Source organism: Schaedlerella arabinosiphila, assembly GCF_003885045.1.
Classification (GTDB): Bacteria; Bacillota; Clostridia; order Lachnospirales; family Lachnospiraceae; genus Schaedlerella; species Schaedlerella arabinosiphila.
In genome coordinates, this window is record NZ_RHJS01000002.1 from 785,266 (window position 1) to 803,816 (window position 18,551).

Genomic DNA, 18,551 nt, shown 5'->3' on the forward strand with positions numbered 1-18,551 from the left:
CTTGACATTTACTGCCGAAAATAGTAGTATTTTTGTATTGCGTGTGCTGTGAACAGCATCAAACAGATCCATATTAATATAAGGTAGGAAAGGAATGAAAAAGCGATGAAGTTAGGCGTATTTAATCCGGTATTGAAAAACAAAACCTTCGAGGAGGCATGTGCCTATCTGGAGGGGCTGGGCGTGCAGATGATGGAGATCGGATGCGGGGGATTTCCGGGCAAAGAGCACTGCAATCCGAAGGTGCTCTTACATGACGAGGAGAAGCGCAGGGAATTTCTGGATGTGCTTGCAAGGCATCATCTGGAGATCAGCGGCCTGAGCTGCCACGGCAACCCCATCCATCCGGACCCGGAGAAGGCAAAGGCATTTGACGATGACCTGACAGATGCCATACTGCTCTGCGAAAAGCTGGGCGTGCCGGTTCTGAATACATTTTCCGGATGCCCGGGGGCTGACGATGACTCGAAGATGCCCAACTGGGTGACCTGCTCCTGGCCCGATGATTTCGGCGAGATCCTTGCCTGGCAGTGGGAAAAGGTGCTGATCCCGTACTGGAAGCAAAAGGCCGCTTTCGCAAAGGAACACGGCGTGGAAAAGATCGCACTGGAGCTGCATCCGGGATTCTGCGTATACAATACAAGCTCGCTTCTGCGCCTCCGCCGGGAGGTGGGGCCGGAGATCGGGGCGAACTTAGACCCCAGCCACCTGATCTGGCAGCAGATGGACCCGGTGGAAGTGATCCGCGTGCTGGGAGAGGAAAACGCGATTTTCCATTTCCACGCGAAGGATACCCAGATCAATCCGTATAACTGCCGGATCAACGGGGTTCTGGACACCGGCAATTACCATGATCTGAAAAAACGCTCCTGGACCTTCCGCTCGATCGGCTATGGAAACGACCTGGGCTATTGGAAAAATATCATTTCCCAGCTTCGTTTGACCGGGTACGACCATGTCATCAGCATTGAGCACGAGGACGGACTGATGAGCCAGAATGAAGGGCTGACCAAGACGGTAGACGCCTTAAAGCAGATCATCATTTTTGAAGAGCCGGGAGAAATGTACTGGGCATAGAGTAAAAGGAGGCTTGAGGATTCACGTGGGAGATCTTCAGACACTGATTGTATTTTGTATGGAATTAGCCGGAACCATCGCGTTCGCGGCGTCCGGGGCCATGGTGGGGATCAACTGCGGGATGGATATTTTCGGAGTGTGCGTCCTGGGCGTGGTGACGGCCGTGGGCGGCGGGATGACGCGGGACATGATCCTGGGAAATGTGCCCGGGGCGCTGATCAGGCCGGTGTATGTACTGGTTGCGGTGTTTACGGCGCTGGCGGTGTTTCTGGTGCTGTATTTTAAGAGAAATGTGCTCCGGGGAAAACCCGGGGAACTGTATGACAGGGCCATGCTGGTGATGGACTCGGTGGGGCTTGGAATCTTTACCGTGGTAGGCGTTACCACAGGCATCAGCAGCGGATATCTGGAAAATACGTTTCTTCTGACATTTCTGGGGACGCTGACAGGGGTCGGGGGCGGACTTCTGCGGGATATAATGGCAGGCATGCCGCCCTACATTTTTGTAAAACATATCTATGCCTGCGCCTCTGTGGCAGGGGCCTTGTGCTGCGTCTGGATCTACCGCGGCTTCGGACAGATCCCGGCTATGGTCGTATCCTCCGCGCTGGTGGTGCTGATTCGGTTTCTGGCGGCGCATTACCATTGGAACCTGCCCCGGATGAAGCGGGAAGGATGACTGTTTGGGGCAGAAAGTGTGTTGCAGGAGGGATGCTTAGTATGTGGCAGATTTCATTTCTTATATTTTTGATACCGTTTTTTATATTTGTGAAAATTATGATACGGGACCCCAGGACATTGTGGAGCGGGGTCTCCTTCTTTTGGATGATGACGTTTCTTGCCGTCGTTCTGTTTTTGATTCTGGCGCAGTATACGGAATGGCTGTCGGCCCATCCCGGGCTGATCGGAATCCTGACGTTCCTTTGTATGCTGGCGGTGATCAGCGTGATCGCGTTTCCGGCTGTCCTGATTCTTGTCTTTTTCATAGAGGGGATTCGGGTCGTCCGGCATGAGGGGATGAAGCCCTCCAATTTGCTGTCCATGCTGTTTTCCATCTTATTGTATGCATATCTGGCCGTCTGGCCGTCAATCGGGAATTTACAGAAAAATTCATTCGGCACTACGCTTTACGGCGTCATCAGTTTTTCCGCGGTTTATATATTGGCATTGCTGGCGATGTATTCGATCTCCGCGGTTCTCAACCTGGTCCATCTGAAAAAGAAGAGAAATGCGGACTACATCGTCGTACTGGGCTCCGGAATCCTGGGAACAAAGGTCACGCCGCTTTTGGGGGCCAGGATCGAAAGAGGGATCGAGCTTCTGCGGTACAATCCCGATGCGCTGCTGATCATGTCCGGAGGGCAGGGGCCGGGAGAGGATATCCCGGAGAGCCGGGCCATGGCAGATTACGCGGTGGAACGGGGCGTGGATATGGAAAAAATCCGGATGGAGCAAAAATCCATATCCACAGAAGAAAATCTGCGGTTTTCCAGGGAACTGATGGACAAAGAGAATCCGAAAATCATCATCGTCACCACCGCCTATCATGTGTTCAGGGCGCTGATTCTGGCAAGGCAGCAGGAAATCCCATGCGTGGGATTCGGGGCAAAGACAAAATGGTATTTTACGCTGAATGCGCTGATCCGGGAATTTGCCGGCTACCTGCGGCTGACCTGGAAGAGACATGCCGTTGTCATCGGCATCGCGGCGGGGATCGCAGGATCGGCCAGTCTCGTCCGGCTGCTGGGGCTGCTCAGGATGTTTGGGAATATTTTTTAGATTTTTCTGTCACACATGCCGAAAAATCTTGTCTAATCTTATATACCCAAAGGGCATCCTTGATTTCAAAAGCATGTCCCCTTGGGACGGGCGCACGTCGTCCGATCGGGTATAGCCATGGGCAGCTCTGAACGCAGGTTCCTCGGGTATACCAGCGGGGAACCTCTGCCCTGGAGCGCACCGGAGGTTCCGACTCTTATGTACCGTATGAAAAACAGACGCGCTCCGGAAAAGAGGAGACCATGAGTAAACTGACGAATGAAGAAATGACGGCATTGATCGAGAAGGCGGTTGCGGGGGACAAACAGTCCCTGGAGACGGTGCTCTGCGGCGTGCAGGATCTGGTATTCAACCTTTCCCTGCGGATGCTGGGGACATTTCCGGATGCAGAGGACGCGTCCCAGGACATTCTGCTGAAGGTCATGACCCACCTGTCGTCGTTCAAGGGGGAGAGCGCGTTCTCCACCTGGGTGTTCCGCATTGCGGCCAACCACCTGAAAAACTATAAGAAGCATATGTTTGCGAAATTTCCGCTGAGCTTCGAGTATTATGGAAATGACATTGAAAATGCAGACCTTCGTGATGTGCCGGATCTGACCCAGAATGTGGAACAGGCCATTCTGGCGGAAGAGCTGAAATTGTCCTGTACCAACGTCATGCTGCAGTGTCTGGACGCGGAGAGCCGGTGCATTTTCATTCTGGGCACCATGTTCAAGATTGACAGCCGGATCGCAGGGGATATCCTGGGCATCTCTCCGGAGGCATACCGGCAGCGGCTGGTGAGGGTGAGACGGAAGGTGGCGGATTTTCTGTCGGAATACTGCGGCGAATACGGAAGCGGCAAATGCAGGTGCGCCAACCGGGTAAATTATGCGATCCAAAACCACCGGATCAGCCCGGAGCATTTGAGCTTCACCTCCGCGTCCATTTCCGGGCAGACCGCCCTGGAGGTAAAAGAGGCAATGGAAGAGATCGACGGCCTGTCCCAGGTGTTTTCCTTCTGCAAGACTTATCAGCCGCCGGAAGACCTGAAAAAGTTCATCGAAGATTTTCTCGGCGGGGCATCCTGTTCCGTTGTGACAAATGCGTCCGCGGCCGGGAATGCTGACAGAGTATAGGAGGTGCATGGAAGGATGAATACACAGTTGATTTTGCATTATCTTACGGAGCTGAGCAATCACAATGAACGGGAATGGTACCATGCCCATAAGGCGGAGTACCGGGAGGCCAACGCGGAGTTTGAAGCGCTGGTGCAGGATCTGATCTTGAAGATCGGAAAGTTTGACAGCAGTGTCCTTCACAACCAGCCGAAAGACCTGACCTTTAAGCTGGTAAGGGACACCCGGTTCAGCCATGACAAATCCCCCTACAATCCGGCGTTCAGGGCCCACATTTCCTCCATGGGGAAGCTGCCGGTTCCGGTGGGGTATTATCTGATGATCAAGCCGGGCGGACAGTCGTTTTTAGGGGGCGGCTTGTTTGCGGACATGTTCAAGGAAGCCACGGCAATGGTCCGGGACTACATCGCGGCAAACGGCCGGGAGTGGGAGGAGATCCTGGAAAATCCGGACTTCCGGAAGCACTTTACCGTACAGGGGACGGCCCTCAAAAATGTGCCTGCCGGGTATGATAAGGAGCATCCCCAGGCGGAGTTTTTAAAATATAAAAGCTGGTATCTGGAGTATCCTCTGGAGGATGCCGGGGTTGCGGACGGGGAGGAGTTTGCCGAGCATGCGGCTTCAATCTTCCGGATCATGAAGCCATTCAATGACTACCTGAACAAGGCGCTTGTAAACTTCAGGATGCCGGAGAGAAAAAAGTGATCCGAAGCTAGGATGAAAAACACAGTATTCCGCCGAGGCGAAACCTGGTTTGCATCATCACCGTAAACTATGCCTTTCCGTGAAGGTCAAGAGAATTTTTTGATTTTTTTCTGACCTGAGAAGGGGTGGCCTGAAAATGTTCGGCGAACATCCTGCGGAACAGTTTATAATTGGTAAATCCATGCCGCTCCAGGATCTGCTGCAGCGTATCCTCCGTCGTGATGAGATCCTGATAAATGCGGGACAGCCGGAGTTCATTCTGATATTCCAGAAACGTAAGTCCCATGTGTTTTTTGAAAAAACGGCAGAAATACCCGGCTTCCAAAAAGGCAACCCGGGAGATCTCGTCGATGGAGATGGGGCGGTCATAGTTCCTGGCGGTATAGCTTAGGATCTCGTTCAGCCGGTTCAGATCTTTCGTCCTTTGGTTCAGATTGGCCTGGAAAACCTTCACGCTGAAATTGTGGTAGAGCTGGAACAGGATTTCAAACAGCAGGCTGTTAAAGCGCAGAACATACCCATCCGGGCGGATGTCGTCGGCGATCTGCATCTGCCGCAGCGTTTCCTTGAAACGGTTCAGCTTGGTCTGCCGGATGGGGTCCGGGCTTGGGTCGTCCAGGACGAACCGAAGCTGCTGCACATCCGGGATATACAGCCGGATAAAATCCATCGGGATCTGAAACACGATCCCGATATTCGGCGTGGTGCATTTTGTAGAATGGATCACACAGGAATTGATCAGGAAGCACTGCCCTTCCAGCAGGCGAAAGGCAGCGCTCTCCACGGTGATATCCAGTTCTCCCTGAACCATGTAAATGATTTCGATGGCGTCATGCCAGTGGCTGGGGAAGTAGCTTCCATGGTCAATATCTGTAAAAAAGCGGACTCCGGTTGTCTCCGGAACCTGGATCATTTCATAAATATGGTTCGACTGGGGTTCTGGCATACACTCACCTCATACTATTACGGCAACTGCTTCATACGGCATCAGCATCATCGGGTTCTTCAATTCGGCGCTTCCATTTTCAGATGAGGAAATATCGTCCTTCCCGGAAGCCTTCGGTTCGTCATAATTCCGGATCAGGATTTTCCCATCCAGAAATTCTCCGGGCATTTCAAATTCCGCCTGTTCCGCCGTGAAATTGCACACCACCAGAAGCTTCGTTTCTCCAAGCGTTCTTGTGTAGGCATAGATTTCTTTCGAATCCGGCAGGAGCAGGTCATAGGTTCCGTACACGATGACCTCGTGTTCTTTCCGCAGCCGGATCAGTTTCTGGAAATAATGGAATACGGAATCGTCTCTGGCAAGCTGTTCCTGGGCGTTGATTTCTTTGTAATTTGGATTGACCATGATCCAGGGAGTGCCGCTGGTAAAGCCTGCGTTTTCCTTGTCATTCCACTGGAACGGTGTTCTCGCGTTGTCACGGCTCTTATATCTGAGAAAACGCATCATTTCCTCCTTGGAAAAAACGCCCTGCCCGGTCAGTTCATGGTAGGCGTTGATGCTGTCCAGATCCCGGAAATCCTCGATGTTCTCAAAAGGAACGTTGGTCATGCCCAGCTCCTGCCCCTGATATATGTAGGGGGTTCCCTGCATCATATAAAGGCAGGTGGCCAGCATTTTCGCGGAAGCCTCCCGGTATCTGCCGTCATTTCCAAAGCGGGAGACACTGCGGGGCTGGTCGTGGTTTTCCCAGAAAAGGCTGTTCCACGCAATGTCCTCGAGACCCTTCTGCCAACGGGTCATGACATTTTTAAGGTCTCTTAAATCCATCTTCTTTTCCGACCACTTGTTGGTGCCGTCCGCGTCCACATCCATATGTTCAAACTGGAAGACCATGTTGAGTTCCCTGCCGTCGCTGCGGGCGTATTTTTTCGCTTCCTCCAATGTGACGCCGGAGCATTCTCCCACGGTGATGGTGTCCGCCCGGTTCAGGACTTTTTCGCGCATCTCCTGCAGATATTCGTGGACATGGGGGCCGTTGGCCGGCTCATTGAAGCTGGCGTAGCCGTTGATTCCGGGAATACCGTCCGGCAGATCCGGTTTTTTGGAGATCAGGCTGATCACATCCATGCGGAAACCGTCCACGCCTTTGTCAAGCCACCAGTTCATCATCTGAAATACCTCTTCCCGGACCGCCGGGTTATCCCAGTTCAGATCCGGCTGTTTTTTCGAGAAAAGATGCAGATAGTACATGTCCGTTTCTGAGTCATATTCCCATGCCGGGCCGGAAAAACAGGAGCCCCAGTTATTCGGTTCTTTTCCGTCCTTCGCCGGACGCCAGATATAGTAATCCCTGTAGGGATTGTCCGTGGACTTCCGGCTTTCCACAAACCAGCGGTGCTCGTCGGAGGTATGGTTCACCACCAGGTCCATGACCAGGCGGATGCCCCTCTCATGGGCCGCCGCAAGCATTTCATCGAAATCCTCCATGGTGCCGAACTCTTCCATGATCGCCTGATAATCGCTGATATCATACCCGTTGTCATCATTGGGGGACTGATAGACAGGGGAGAGCCAGATGACATCAATGCCCAGTTCTTTGAGGTAATCCAGTTTGGAAGTGATTCCTCTGATATCCCCGATTCCGTCTCCGTTGCTGTCACAGAAGCTTCTAGGATAGATCTGATAAACGACGCTTTCTTTCCACCATTTTTTCTCCATGATAGATACTCCTTTCTTTCATTCCCGCGAAGCAGTGCTTTGCAGGGGAGTCTGCATACCAGCGTATGCAGAAAGGCCGCCAGTGGCAGGCTTTATGTATGATTGTACCCTATAAACAGAATGGTTTCAAGAAAAAAAGAGAATGTTTCTGGGGGCTTCCAGTCAGTTGGGGATGAACAGTAAAAAGAGAATATCGACCGGTTTTTTGGAGAATATACGGTCTATGACAGAATGGATGGATATGGTAATATAATATCGTAAACAAAAGGTGTCCGGTGCGCACGGCAGGATGAGAAAAAGAAAAAAGAGAGGGTTTTCTGATGGAAAATAGGAGTAAATTGACCATGTCAAAGGTCATAGAACGTTTTTCTTATGGATGCGGTGATTTTGGATGTAATATTATTTATACGGCGATGTCGGCGTTTCTGTTGTTTTACTATACGGACTATGCAGGAGTGAACGCCTTTGCGGTGGGCACGATCATGATGGTCTCCCGGTTTTTCGACGGGATCAGCGACGTGATCATGGGAGTGATCGTGGACCGCACAAGGTCAAAATACGGAAAGGCCAGGCCTTGGCTGCTGCGTATGTGCGTTCCCTTTGCGCTGTCGGGGATACTGCTGTTTTCCGTGCCCACCTCCTGGGCGTCCGCGCCGAAGCTGGTCTATGTGTTCATTACATACAACCTGGTTTCCACAGTCATCTACACGGCCATCAATGTTCCTTATTCCGCGCTGAACGCGCTGATGACCCAGGACCCGTATGAACGGTCGGTACTGAGCATTTTCAGAAATCTGCTGGCCACGGCGGGGACGCTTACGATCAATACATTCACCCTTCCGCTGGTGGAGTATTTTGGAGATAATACTTCCGCATGGACCAAGACTTTCTGCGTATTCGGCCTGCTGGCGGTGGCCGCGTTTCTGGTCAATTTCTTCGGGACAAAGGAGCGGGTCAGATCCGTGGCATCCGAATCCGGAAATGCGGAGGTGGTTCCCTTCAAGGTGGGAATCAAGGCTCTGTTCCGGAATAAATACTGGATCATGATGACGGGAATGCTGGCGTTGTTTTTCCTGATGTATTCTGTAAACGGCGGGGCGACGGTCTATTACGCAAAGGATATTTTGGGAGACAGAAACCTGGTGGGGACTATCAATGGAATCTTCAATGTGGTTCAGATCGCAGGGATGTTTTTTATCGCGATGCTGGTAAAAAAATACGGAAAGCGGAACGTATTTGCGCTGGGCCTGGTGCTGGACATCATCGGTATGCTGGTGCTGAATTTTTCCGGAGGCGCGATAAGCCTGATCGTAATATCCAGCGTCATCAGGGGCGTGGGAAATGCCTGCGGCGGCGCCACCATGTGGGCTATGGTTTCCGATACCATCGACTATGGGGAGTGGAAGACCGGAGTGCGTACGGAAGGGCTGGTCAACAGCGCGTGCAGCTTTGGCTATAAGATCGGAAACGGAATCGGCTCCGCACTGCTGGGACTCATCCTGGAGGTGGGCGGATACGTGGGGGAAGCGGCGGCACAGTCTGCCTCGGCGCTGGCTTCCATCAAGGTCTGCTTTGTGTGGATTCCTGTCGCTGTCTATCTGATCGGGCTGGTGATTATGAAATTCTATCACCTGGACCGGGAATTTGACGGGATCATCGAAGACCTGAAAAACCGCGCAAAGAACAAGCAGGAAGTGTAAACAGACTGGTTACAAAAAAGGAATCACGTGCATGAAAATCACTTCGTGATGGCACGTGAGCAGGCAATCACCTGCTTTGCAGGTGGTTACAAATAGGAGGAACTATCATGAAGGTAAAAGGTGTTAATCTTGGAAACTGGCTGGTGTTGGAAAAATGGATGAGCCCGGCGTTATTTGAGGGGACAACGGCGGAGGATGAGTACCATCTTCCGCGGCAGCTCTCCCGGGAGGTGTATGAGGCAAGGATCAAAATCCACCGCTCGGAGTATATCACGGAACGGGATTTTGTGTCCATCAAGGCTATGGGGATGGAGGCTGTGCGCATTCCGGTGCCCTACTTCATATTCGGCGACAGGGAGCCGTTTATCGGCTGCATCCAGGAGCTGGATAAGGCGTTTAACTGGGCGGAAAAGTACGGGCTGGAGGTTCTCATCGACCTGCACACCGCGCCTATGGGGCAGAACGGGTTTGACAACGGGGGGATCTGCGGCGTGTGCAGATGGTCCCAATGCCCGGAGGAGGTGGAGTTTGTCCTGTCTGTCCTGGAAAGGCTGGCGAAGCGTTATGGGACGAGAAAAGGGCTCTGGGGCATCGAAGTGCTGAATGAACCGATCACGGAACATGCATGGAAGCTGATGGATGTGCCCAACCGCTATCCGGCGGCGGAACCGGAGATGGCAGAGGGGTCCGGCCCCAACAGCCTGGAATTTCTGCGGGATTTTTACTGCAGGGCTTATGACCGGATTCGAACGTATTTGCCGGAGGAAAAATATGTGGTGATCCACGACGGGTTCGAGCTTCTGGCATGGAAGGATTTTATGCGGGAGGAAAAGTACGTCAATGTGGTGCTGGACACCCACCAGTATCTGATGATGGCGGAGGCCGAGGGGTGCGCCCAGGAGCTGGACGCGTATCGGGACTATATTGAAGCGCATTATAAAAAGGACATCCGGGAAATGCAGCAATATTTTCCGGTGATCTGCGGGGAGTGGTGCCTGTTCAACTCCCTGGCCTGCGGCTGCGATACGAAAGGCGGGCAGAGTGTGTTAAACGGCGTGGAAGGAAGCAGCGGGGAGCGTCTGGACGCGGAGGAGAAGAAGCGGATTTACCGCGCTGTGGCTGAGGCGCAGATGGATGCATGGAACCAGGGCAGCGGATATTTTTACTGGAGCTACAAGCTGCTGACGGATACAGTCAACGACAAAGGCTGGATCGGCTGGGACAGCTGGGATCTGGGGAGATGCGCGGATTTCGGCTGGTTTCCGACAGAACGATAAAAATTGCTGTGTGAAAATATTTCAAAAAAAGGAGTATCCTGTTATGATTCAAAATCCCATTTTCAAGGGTTTTAACCCGGACCCCTGCATCTGCAGGAAGGATGACGATTATTATGTGGCGGTATCTTCTTTCGAATGGTTTCCGGGAATCCCGGTGTACCATTCGAAGGATTTAAAAAACTGGGAACTGTACACCCATGTGCTGACCGATGACAGGGAGGTGGAGCTGCGCAAGCTGCCCAGTGCAAAGGGAATCTGGGCGCCCTGCCTGACCTACTGCGAAGCGGAGGATTTATTTTATGTGGTGTACGGCGTGATGAATTCTATGAACGCCCGGTATTTTGACGTAGACAATTTCCTGATCACGGCAAAGGATATCCGGGGGCCGTGGAGCAGTCCGGTATACCTAAATTCCGCCGGATTCGACGCGTCGATTTTCCATGATGAGGACGGAAAAAAATATGTGGTGTCGCTGGAGTGGGAGACCAGGGAAGGCTATGAGAAGCCGGGTGAGATCTGCATGGTGGAATATGACCCCAAAAAGCAGGAGGTCAAAGGCCATGTGAAACGGATCTGGCGCGGGGGCACCGACCGGGGCTGCATCGAGGCGCCCCACCTGACGAAACGGGGGGAATACTATTATATCATGTGCGCGGAGGGCGGCACGGGATACAACCACTGCGTCACCATGGGCCGTTCGAAGCATGTCTGGGGGCCCTACGAAAAGGACCCTATGAATCCCATTCTGACCAGCCAGCCGGGAGAGTCTTACGAAAGGCATGATCCCGACCACTTGAAGCCGAAATATTACAACCCGGATTCCATTTTGCAGAAGTCGGGCCACGCAAGCTATGTGGATCTGCCAAACGGGGAGACTTACCTTGTGCACCTCTGCGCAAGGCCCTTCGTACCGGAACTGTGCTGCACGCTGGGGCGGGAGACAAGCATCCAGAAAATGCAGTGGACGAAGGATGGGTGGCTGCGCATGGCGGACGGAAGCAACCTTGCGAAAATGGAAGTGGAGGAGGCACAGCTTCCGGAAGCGGCTATGCCCCGGATTCCGGACTTTGATGATTTTGACTCGGAGGAATTGAGGCCCTGCTATTACGCGCCGAGGATTATGCCGGAGAGCTTCGTGGATCTGAAAGCCCGCCCCGGGTATCTCAGGATGCGGGGGCAGGAATCCAGAACCTCCCTGAACCGGGTCAGCATCCTGGCCCGGAAGCTGACCAGCGTCTATGCCACGGTCACCGCGAAAATGGAATTTTGCCCGGAGGTCTATCAGCACAGCGCGGGCCTGATCCTCTATTACGACAATATGAACTATGTCAATCTGCGGAAATATTACAGCCAGACGCTGGGAGGAAGCGCCCTGTCCATCGTCCATCTGGAAAACGGCGAAAAGAACGAGATGGTGGATACCAGGATCGGCGTCAGGGACGTACCGGTTTATCTCAGGATCAGGTTGGAAGGGCGGAAATTTCATTTCGAATGGAGCTATGACGGGAAAGAGTATACGCCCATCGGCGGGGAATTTGAGACAGCCAGGTTTTCTGATGAGTACTGCAAATTCGGGGAATTTACGGGGGCCTTCGTGGGAATGACCTGCGCGGACCGGGCAAGGCACAGGCATTATGCGGATTTTGATTTCTTTGAGTATACGGCGGATGAGGGTCACTATTCACAGCTCATGTAATTAGATTGTTTTAGAAGAGAAAAGCCATTGTTGATTGTGATAACCTTTGAAAAATAAGGGGATTGGGAATTAACACATGGAGAACTGCTCTATAAAAGTAGTTCTCCATTTTTTTGTTGGTACTTTATCTGTCTTTTAAAGAGCATGATGCGAAAATACATTTGGGGTTGTGTATTTGGCCGCGATATGTTATCCTTAACAAGAAGAATCCAAAAAGATATTCATCTTTTTTTGTTCTTGCCGGTACATCACCGGGTTACTCAATCACAGTTTTTTACAAAGCAGATTTTCGAGTTTCATTTGCCAGGAGGATATTTTTCAGGCTGTTTTCGTAGGAATTTTACTTTTCTGAGTCCATGATTCGTGTTATGATTAGTTCAGAAAAGAAAATTTGCAGCGATTCAGAGCAGCAGGCCGCACGCAGACCTGCCGGCTGTTCTGAGGTGTGCCGGAAATTCTCTTCTCTCCTCGTGTAAACACTCGGAAAGTCCTGCAGGAGAAAGGAGAATTGAATGAATCAGACAACGAAAAAAACAAACCAAGATTTTATTATGTCACCTAAGGTTGACGTATGCTTTGCAGGGCTGATGGAGAACCCGATGGTTCGGAAAGGCTTCTGCGCCGCAATCCTGCGGGTTTCACCGGAAACGGTTGAGAAAACGGAGCTGCTCCCTACCCATCTGCAGCGCAGCTACGCGGACGATAAGCTGGGAATCCTGGACGTGCGTGTGCGCATGATGGACGGTACTCAGATCAACATGGAGATGCAGGTAAAGGGGTACGAATTTTGGGATGAGCGGGCCCTGTTTTATCTTTGTAAAATGTTTTCGGATCAACTGAAATCCGGAGAAGCCTATGAAAATCTGAAAAAATGTATACACGTCAGTATTCTGGATTTTATCCGTTTTCCAAAGGATAAGGAGTGCTATCACAGGATCGGATTTTGCAAAAGAAAGACAGGAAAGCTTTACAGCGACAAACTGGAGATACAGATCCTGGAATTGAAAAAGCTGCCGAAGGAGGTACAGACCGGGGAAGAGATCGTCAACTGGATGCGTTTTTTTAACGGGAAAAATAAGGAGGAGTTTGAACAGATGGCGAAGAAGAGTGAATATCTGGGAGAGGCTTATGAAGCGCTGCAGAAGTTAAGCGCGGATGATTTGAAACGTCTGGAGTATGAAGCGAGAGAGAAAGCGCTGAAGGATCATAATTCATTTTTGAGCAGTGCACAGAGAATTGGGGAGAAGCGCGGGGAGAAACGTGGAGAGAAACGTGGGGAGAAACGCGGCAGGAAAATCGGAGAAGAACAGGGCATCGAATTAGCAAAAAGGGTATTCCGGCTGCAGGCGCAGGGGAAAACGGAACAGAATATTGCATCTGAATGTGACATTCCGGTTGAGAAGGTGCGGAAGATTTTAGCGTAATTGCTCTGCCCGCAGCCGGATCATACATGTTTGATTGAGAAAATACAAAAAGAAGACTAAAAGCAATTTATTGTACTTGAACGCCACAGACTTCTAAAGGAAGAGGTCTGTGGCTTATATTATGTAAAAAAGCAAAGAGATGAAAGAGAAAGAAATGATCAGAGCGATAAGGCCTTAAGTTCATGGCATTGAGTCTAACCTCCCGCTGATTTTCGAATCAAAATTGCATCTTGCGCACCCTGGAATACCGGATAATCAAAAGATGTTTTTTAATTTTGGAGAGGTAGTAAAATGTGAAATGTCAAAGAGATAATGACAGATAAAGGAATCGGTTTTACATAGATTTTATATGTAAACAATGAGAGATTACCGACTGTCAATTAATCTATGATGAAAAACGCGGGACAGACAGAGCCAGGAAATAGTACTGTCTGTCCTGACTCAGGAGGTAAGAAAAATGTCTGTAAACAACAGGAAATGGACAACTTTTACAGCAGCAATCAGTCTGGCCTGTCTCTGCGTGTCTTTATCAGCATGCTCTTACAGCACGAAACAAGATGCGCCAGTAGGAATGAGCAGCCAAGAAGAATCAGGCAACTCTGAGAATGCGAGCAGTCAAGAACAACCGGACAATTCCGAGAAAGCAGGAAGTCAGGTAGAAGCCGAGGGCTCTGCAAGCGCGGATGGTGCAGAGGAAAAATCAGAGGGGATACTATCCCGGGCACAGGGCATACTGGAGGGAGAACCAGTAGAATCATCAGCTGGAAAGGAGTTCCGCCAGGACAAGGTTCTGCAGTTGGGAGAGACAGCGCCGCTGGGCTTTCCTACGGTAGATAATCCGAAAAGAATTGGAGTCGAATGTACCGTAAATGCAGCAAAGCTGTACAATAATCCGAAAGAGGCCGGACTGGACGAGAAGAAGGTACAGACGGAAGGGGATCTCCTCTATGATATAGAGACGGAAATTCCTGTGTCGCCGTTAGATACATCAAAATTAAGTTTTCTGCTATGTGACGTCAGCATAAAAAATATCAGTCTGGATCTGGGGGAACTGAACATAACCATGCTCAATGTGACAGGTCTTACATCAGATGGGAAGGAACTGAGGCATACAGGTCTTCCGGCGTATTATTCAGAAGCTGTGTATGAGCTGGATGATAGACACTTTTATGACTTTGACATACCTGCAGGCCAAAGTGTGGATATAAAAATAGGATGGTGGATAGATTTGGAGCAATACAAGAAGGAAAATTTGTATGTGACGTATAATTTTGGCGGCGATTATGATTTACAGAGTCTCTGGAAGCTGGACTTATAAGAAGGAGCAAAAAGATGTTAAAAAGAATGATAGGAATAGAGCTTCGCAAAGCTTTGAAGAATAAACTATTTTATATCACAATCCTGCTAGGCTGTTCCATCACCATGCTCAGCTTTGTGAACAGTATAGCTATTTATCAGAATGAGCTGTTGATGCAGGAACACTCAGCCGGGAATCCGATGCAGGCACTCTCGAATGTATTTAATAACTGGAGCGGGGGAGAAACCTTTTCACTGGGGTCCTCCATTTACTTTTTTGTGCTCCCGCTGCTGGCAGCAATTCCCTATGGCTGGTCCTACTGCGAGGAAAAACAGTGCGGCTATGTCAGGATGGCGGCGGCGCGCGGCGGCAAGACCTGTTATTATCTGTCGAAATACATTGCTGTTTTTTTATCCGGCGGGCTTGGGGCGGTCATTCCGCTGCTCTTTAATTTCCTGCTGACGTCGCTGTTCATTCCGGCGACCCTGCCAACGCCTGTATACTGTACCAGCAACGGAGTGTTTTTTTCTTCACTGATGTCCTCGCTCTATTATACGGTTCCGGTGCTGTATGTGCTGCTGTATCTTTGCGTGGACTTCGTGTTCTGCGGGCTGATCGCGTGTATCAGCTACTGTGCGGCAAGCCTGGTCAGGCACCGTGCCGTTACCGTGATCCTGCCGATGTTTTTGCTGCTGGCGTTCCACTATTCCCGGCAGTTCATCTATACCTCGAGTACGATAAGATATAAGGAAATATCCCCGATGTATTTTTTACGCCCGGTAGCGGCGGCATATACAGCTTCCTGGGCAGTGATCCTGGCGGAGGCGGCAGTTCTGTTTACCGCAACAATGTTTGTGAGTATGGTATGGGAGCGGAAGCATGAGATTTATTAAAGACTTGGTATTTGATTTCAGACAGGGAATCCTGAGAAGCGGGACGCTGCTGCTTGTGCCGGCGGTGATCGCGGCAGTGACATTTTTCGACTTTTATGCAAAGGCGCGGCGGTATCTGGAACAGGGGATGATACAAAGCACGGTGGATTATGGGGACTACTGGTTTTACCTGTACGGGGGGATGTGCGAGTACATACCCTCTCCCGACAACCCGTTCCAGTTTCCGGCTGTCTGGATCCTGATATTTTTAGTCCTTCCGTTCATTCTGCTGAATTATCCGTTCCGGGATATGTACGGAGTAGGGCAGCAGATATTGGTTCGTTCCGGGCGGAGATCCCTGTGGTGGCTGTCAAAATGCTGCTGGAATTTCTGCGGGACTGTCCTGTACCATCTGATCATACAGGCGGCAGGGCTTGTGCTGTCCCTTGCCTTTGGGGTGGAGATATCGAACCGGATCCATATGGATTTTATCAACCTGGTATTCAATATCAGGTATCAGGAGGTCTGGAATCCTTCTTCGCTCCCGGTCGCGGCATTTCTGCTGCCGGTACTGGTTTCCGCGGCCATCAACATGCTGCAGATGACGGTGTCCCTGTTTATCAGGCCGATGTTCGGCTTTTTCTCCGTGGCGGTCCTGCTGCTGGCGTCAGCCTACCTGCTGTCCCCGCTTCTGATCGGCAATTATGCCATGGCATTCCGGTATGACTGGGTACTCAAGGCGGGGGTTTCGATGGAAGCTGGAATGAGGATAGCGGTAATCCTGCTGCTTCTGGCCGCATTAACAGGGCTTGTGAGATTTTGGTTATATGACATATTGGAAAGTGAATAACGTGTGAAATAGAATAGTAGGAAGGAGACAGATATGGTTCAAATAGAAGTTGATCATGTTACGAAACGGATCCACAAAAATACGGTTCTGCAGGATGTCACTGCAGTGATGCACGAGGGAAGGATCTACGGGCTGCAGGGGGTGAACGGCTCGGGGAAGACCATGCTGATGCGTATGATCATCGGCCTGATCCGCCCTTCGGAGGGCCGGGTGTCGATCAATGGCCGGGTGCTGGGCAAGGACATCGAATTTCCGGAAAGCATTGGTTTCCTGCTGGAAAATCCGGCATTTCTGGGGCGCTATTCAGGCTTCGACAATCTGAACATGCTGGCGGGCATCCGGAGGCTTGCCGCACCGGAGCAGATCCGGGAGAGCATCCGGGCGGTAGGGCTGGATCCGATGGACAGGAAGAAGTACAGAAAATATTCGCTCGGGATGAAGCAGCGTCTCGGCATTGCCGCGGCGATCATGGAAGCGCCTGACATCGTGATCCTGGATGAGCCGACCAATGCCCTTGACGAAGCCGGGATCGGCCTGGTGAAAGGGATCCTCACAGAGCAGAAGCAGAGGGGCGCGCTTGTGATCGTGTCCTGCCATGATATCGGGATACTGAAAGAATTGTCGGATGAGATCTTCAGGCTGGATGCGGGCAGGGTTGTGGAACACCTGTGCCTGGACAGTGCACAGTGAGACGGAGAAAGGAGAGAGGGCTATGCGTAAAAAAAGAATTGCGGCTGTCGTGATCATGCTTTGCATGATAGGGCTGTATGGAGCCAGAGTCTATGCGGTCAACGCGGATATCAGTACCCCGGGCCGCCAGATATTCGAGAAGGGGGAGACGGTTCCGTATGGAACAGACTATAATATCTCCGAGGGCGATTCCTGCGAGGGCTACACCGTGCAGGCATTGGATTCCAGAACCTTGTCGGCGGAAGAGTTCAGCAGGGAATATGACGTGAAGGATATGGGGATTGCCGATGCTTTTTATATGGTAAAGCTGTCTGTAAAAAATGAAAGCAATCAACACGTCGGGGAGCAGGGCGTGCCGCTGGGGATCTCCATGCTGGTCGGAACGAATTACTCTATCATACCATCACCGGCCCTGTTCCAGGCGGTGAATCCGGATATACCGGCAATATCATTTTCTCTGCAAACCGGGACGGAAAAGGAAGTATGGCTTGTATTTCAGCTGATCTCCGGAAGCACCCCAGATTCGGAATATCTGGAAAAACATCCGCCCATGCTGCAGATCACGCAGTATCCGAATCAGAAATTGCTTCAGCTATCCTGACGCATCAGGAAGAGAATATGCATTTTGAGCAGCCAAAACAACCTGTTAGTCAATAGATGTTGATTTTTGACAGCAGAACCCGTAAATTGATTATTGAAATTTAGGAGCTGTAGAAAAACAACGGATACAGATCCTAAAGAAGGAGGAGGTTGAGACACAGAAGATGATCGAGAGAACGGCGAAAAGGATTGCGGTAAGCTGCGTAAAAAACAATGTGATCCAGAAGGAACAGGAAGGGGTATGCGCCTACGGCATGGAGCTGCTGATCGCGACAATGTGCAGCACGGTGGCCATATTAGGAGCGGGACTGATCCTGCATCGGTTCTGGTATACCATATTTTTATTGGTTCCCTTTTACCACATCCGGATGTATGCAGGGGGAATCCATGCGGAAACCTATGCGAAGTGTATTCTGTCATTTACCGTGGGATTTCTGATGATCCTGCTGGGAACGGAATATTTGATTCGAGCGGGTTTTCAGGACGGGCTGATGCTGTATTCCCTGATGTCTTTTCTGGTAATCTGGCTGGTGTCCCCGATTGAGGATCACAGCAGGCCGCTCAGCGTGGATGAACAGACAGGATATAAGAAAAAAGCACGCATCTCAGCATTTGGCTATGAGTCCATGGTACAGGCGATATATTACATTTGGAAGTCGGTGGAGGCTTTGTATGCGGCATCAGCCGTAAGCGCCGTCGCACTGGTCCTTATATTGGGGATTGTAAAAAATAAAAGGATCGGATACCGGCCGGCACATATTTGTAGAAAATAAAAAATGTGATATACTAAGATATGCCCAA

General features: G+C 50.9%; 17 protein-coding genes. 15 read left to right on the forward strand and 2 right to left on the reverse strand.

The genetic code is table 11. The features are described 5' to 3' along the window. Positions 1-105: 105 nt before the first annotated feature. From EBB54_RS04115 to EBB54_RS04135, 5 genes are all read left to right on the forward strand, one after another. Positions 106-1,077, forward strand: coding sequence for a sugar phosphate isomerase/epimerase family protein (locus EBB54_RS04115; protein ID WP_125126470.1), 972 nt, complete (start codon positions 106-108; stop codon positions 1,075-1,077). Between the two features lie 25 nt (positions 1,078-1,102). Further along, positions 1,103-1,756 (forward strand): trimeric intracellular cation channel family protein, encoded by a 654-nt coding sequence (locus EBB54_RS04120; protein WP_004069705.1) that lies wholly within the window; start codon positions 1,103-1,105, stop codon positions 1,754-1,756. A 41-nt stretch (positions 1,757-1,797) separates the two neighbouring features. Then, entirely contained in the window at positions 1,798-2,856 is a 1,059-nt protein-coding gene (locus tag EBB54_RS04125; protein ID WP_004069702.1) for a YdcF family protein, read from the forward strand. Between the two features lie 242 nt (positions 2,857-3,098). Then, on the forward strand, positions 3,099-3,974 hold the full coding sequence (locus EBB54_RS04130) for an RNA polymerase sigma factor (protein WP_125126471.1): 876 nt from the start codon (positions 3,099-3,101) through the stop codon (positions 3,972-3,974). 15 nt (positions 3,975-3,989) lie between these two features. Beyond that, positions 3,990-4,679, forward strand: coding sequence for a DUF2461 domain-containing protein (locus EBB54_RS04135; RefSeq protein WP_125126472.1), 690 nt, complete (start codon positions 3,990-3,992; stop codon positions 4,677-4,679). A 67-nt stretch (positions 4,680-4,746) separates the two neighbouring features. On the opposite strand, the gene EBB54_RS04140 is transcribed toward EBB54_RS04135, so the two are convergent. Both EBB54_RS04140 and EBB54_RS04145 read right to left on the reverse strand, forming a co-directional pair. Continuing rightward, positions 4,747-5,625 (reverse strand): helix-turn-helix transcriptional regulator, encoded by an 879-nt coding sequence (locus EBB54_RS04140; protein WP_125126473.1) that lies wholly within the window; start codon positions 5,623-5,625, stop codon positions 4,747-4,749. A gap of 9 nt (positions 5,626-5,634) precedes the next feature. Next, the gene (locus EBB54_RS04145; RefSeq protein WP_125126474.1) at positions 5,635-7,344 is read right to left on the reverse strand and encodes a glycoside hydrolase family 13 protein; all 1,710 of its coding nucleotides are present in this window, start codon (positions 7,342-7,344) and stop codon (positions 5,635-5,637) included. A 320-nt stretch (positions 7,345-7,664) separates the two neighbouring features. On the opposite strand from EBB54_RS04145, the gene EBB54_RS04150 reads away from it, so the two are divergent. The 10 genes from EBB54_RS04150 to EBB54_RS04195 all read left to right on the forward strand — a co-directional run bounded on the left by EBB54_RS04150 (position 7,665) and on the right by EBB54_RS04195 (position 18,523). Then, positions 7,665-9,044 (forward strand): MFS transporter, encoded by a 1,380-nt coding sequence (locus tag EBB54_RS04150; protein ID WP_125126475.1) that lies wholly within the window; start codon positions 7,665-7,667, stop codon positions 9,042-9,044. A gap of 107 nt (positions 9,045-9,151) precedes the next feature. Next, the gene (locus EBB54_RS04155) at positions 9,152-10,321 is read left to right on the forward strand and encodes a glycoside hydrolase family 5 protein (protein WP_125126476.1); all 1,170 of its coding nucleotides are present in this window, start codon (positions 9,152-9,154) and stop codon (positions 10,319-10,321) included. A gap of 43 nt (positions 10,322-10,364) precedes the next feature. Further along, a complete protein-coding gene (locus EBB54_RS04160; RefSeq protein WP_125126477.1) occupies positions 10,365-12,017 on the forward strand; it encodes a glycoside hydrolase family 43 protein in 1,653 nt (550 codons plus the stop codon). A 512-nt stretch (positions 12,018-12,529) separates the two neighbouring features. Continuing rightward, on the forward strand, positions 12,530-13,441 hold the full coding sequence (locus EBB54_RS04165; protein ID WP_125126478.1) for an Rpn family recombination-promoting nuclease/putative transposase: 912 nt from the start codon (positions 12,530-12,532) through the stop codon (positions 13,439-13,441). A 571-nt stretch (positions 13,442-14,012) separates the two neighbouring features. Further along, positions 14,013-14,759, forward strand: a complete 747-nt coding sequence (locus tag EBB54_RS04170; RefSeq protein WP_162307079.1) for a DUF5027 family lipoprotein — start codon at positions 14,013-14,015, stop codon at positions 14,757-14,759. Between the two features lie 14 nt (positions 14,760-14,773). Further along, positions 14,774-15,631 carry a hypothetical protein gene (locus EBB54_RS04175; protein ID WP_125126480.1) on the forward strand — a complete coding sequence of 286 codons (858 nt, stop codon included), beginning with the start codon at positions 14,774-14,776 and terminating at the stop codon, positions 15,629-15,631. Further along, on the forward strand, positions 15,618-16,460 hold the full coding sequence (locus tag EBB54_RS04180; protein WP_125126481.1) for a hypothetical protein: 843 nt from the start codon (positions 15,618-15,620) through the stop codon (positions 16,458-16,460). The genes EBB54_RS04175 and EBB54_RS04180 overlap by 14 nt, the downstream gene beginning before the upstream one ends. Before the next feature lie 33 nt (positions 16,461-16,493). Then, complete coding sequence (locus EBB54_RS04185; protein ID WP_125126482.1) at positions 16,494-17,150, forward strand: ABC transporter ATP-binding protein; 657 nt, start codon at positions 16,494-16,496, stop codon at positions 17,148-17,150. Between the two features lie 22 nt (positions 17,151-17,172). Further along, a complete protein-coding gene (locus EBB54_RS04190) occupies positions 17,173-17,751 on the forward strand; it encodes a DUF5028 domain-containing protein (RefSeq protein WP_162307080.1) in 579 nt (192 codons plus the stop codon). Positions 17,752-17,914: 163 nt separating this feature from the next. After that, positions 17,915-18,523, forward strand: a complete 609-nt coding sequence (locus tag EBB54_RS04195) for an accessory gene regulator ArgB-like protein (protein WP_125126484.1) — start codon at positions 17,915-17,917, stop codon at positions 18,521-18,523. The last annotated feature ends 28 nt before the right edge of the window (positions 18,524-18,551 follow it).

Bases quoted from the DNA above. Each gene is read 5' to 3' on its own strand.
- EBB54_RS04150 (WP_125126475.1), top strand. From the start codon at position 7,665: ATGGAAAATAGGAGTAAATTGACCATGTCAAAGGTCATAGAACGTTTT.
- EBB54_RS04185 (WP_125126482.1), top strand. From the start codon at position 16,494: ATGGTTCAAATAGAAGTTGATCATGTTACGAAACGGATCCACAAAAAT.
- EBB54_RS04135 (WP_125126472.1), top strand. From the start codon at position 3,990: ATGAATACACAGTTGATTTTGCATTATCTTACGGAGCTGAGCAATCAC.
- EBB54_RS04125 (WP_004069702.1), top strand. From the start codon at position 1,798: ATGTGGCAGATTTCATTTCTTATATTTTTGATACCGTTTTTTATATTT.
- EBB54_RS04145 (WP_125126474.1), bottom strand. From the start codon at position 7,344: ATGGAGAAAAAATGGTGGAAAGAAAGCGTCGTTTATCAGATCTATCCT.
- EBB54_RS04140 (WP_125126473.1), bottom strand. From the start codon at position 5,625: ATGCCAGAACCCCAGTCGAACCATATTTATGAAATGATCCAGGTTCCG.
- EBB54_RS04190 (WP_162307080.1), top strand. From the start codon at position 17,173: ATGCGTAAAAAAAGAATTGCGGCTGTCGTGATCATGCTTTGCATGATA.
- EBB54_RS04160 (WP_125126477.1), top strand. From the start codon at position 10,365: ATGATTCAAAATCCCATTTTCAAGGGTTTTAACCCGGACCCCTGCATC.
- EBB54_RS04175 (WP_125126480.1), top strand. From the start codon at position 14,774: ATGTTAAAAAGAATGATAGGAATAGAGCTTCGCAAAGCTTTGAAGAAT.
- EBB54_RS04165 (WP_125126478.1), top strand. From the start codon at position 12,530: ATGAATCAGACAACGAAAAAAACAAACCAAGATTTTATTATGTCACCT.
- EBB54_RS04155 (WP_125126476.1), top strand. From the start codon at position 9,152: ATGAAGGTAAAAGGTGTTAATCTTGGAAACTGGCTGGTGTTGGAAAAA.
- EBB54_RS04130 (WP_125126471.1), top strand. From the start codon at position 3,099: ATGAGTAAACTGACGAATGAAGAAATGACGGCATTGATCGAGAAGGCG.
- EBB54_RS04115 (WP_125126470.1), top strand. From the start codon at position 106: ATGAAGTTAGGCGTATTTAATCCGGTATTGAAAAACAAAACCTTCGAG.
- EBB54_RS04180 (WP_125126481.1), top strand. From the start codon at position 15,618: ATGAGATTTATTAAAGACTTGGTATTTGATTTCAGACAGGGAATCCTG.
- EBB54_RS04170 (WP_162307079.1), top strand. From the start codon at position 14,013: ATGAGCAGCCAAGAAGAATCAGGCAACTCTGAGAATGCGAGCAGTCAA.
- EBB54_RS04195 (WP_125126484.1), top strand. From the start codon at position 17,915: ATGATCGAGAGAACGGCGAAAAGGATTGCGGTAAGCTGCGTAAAAAAC.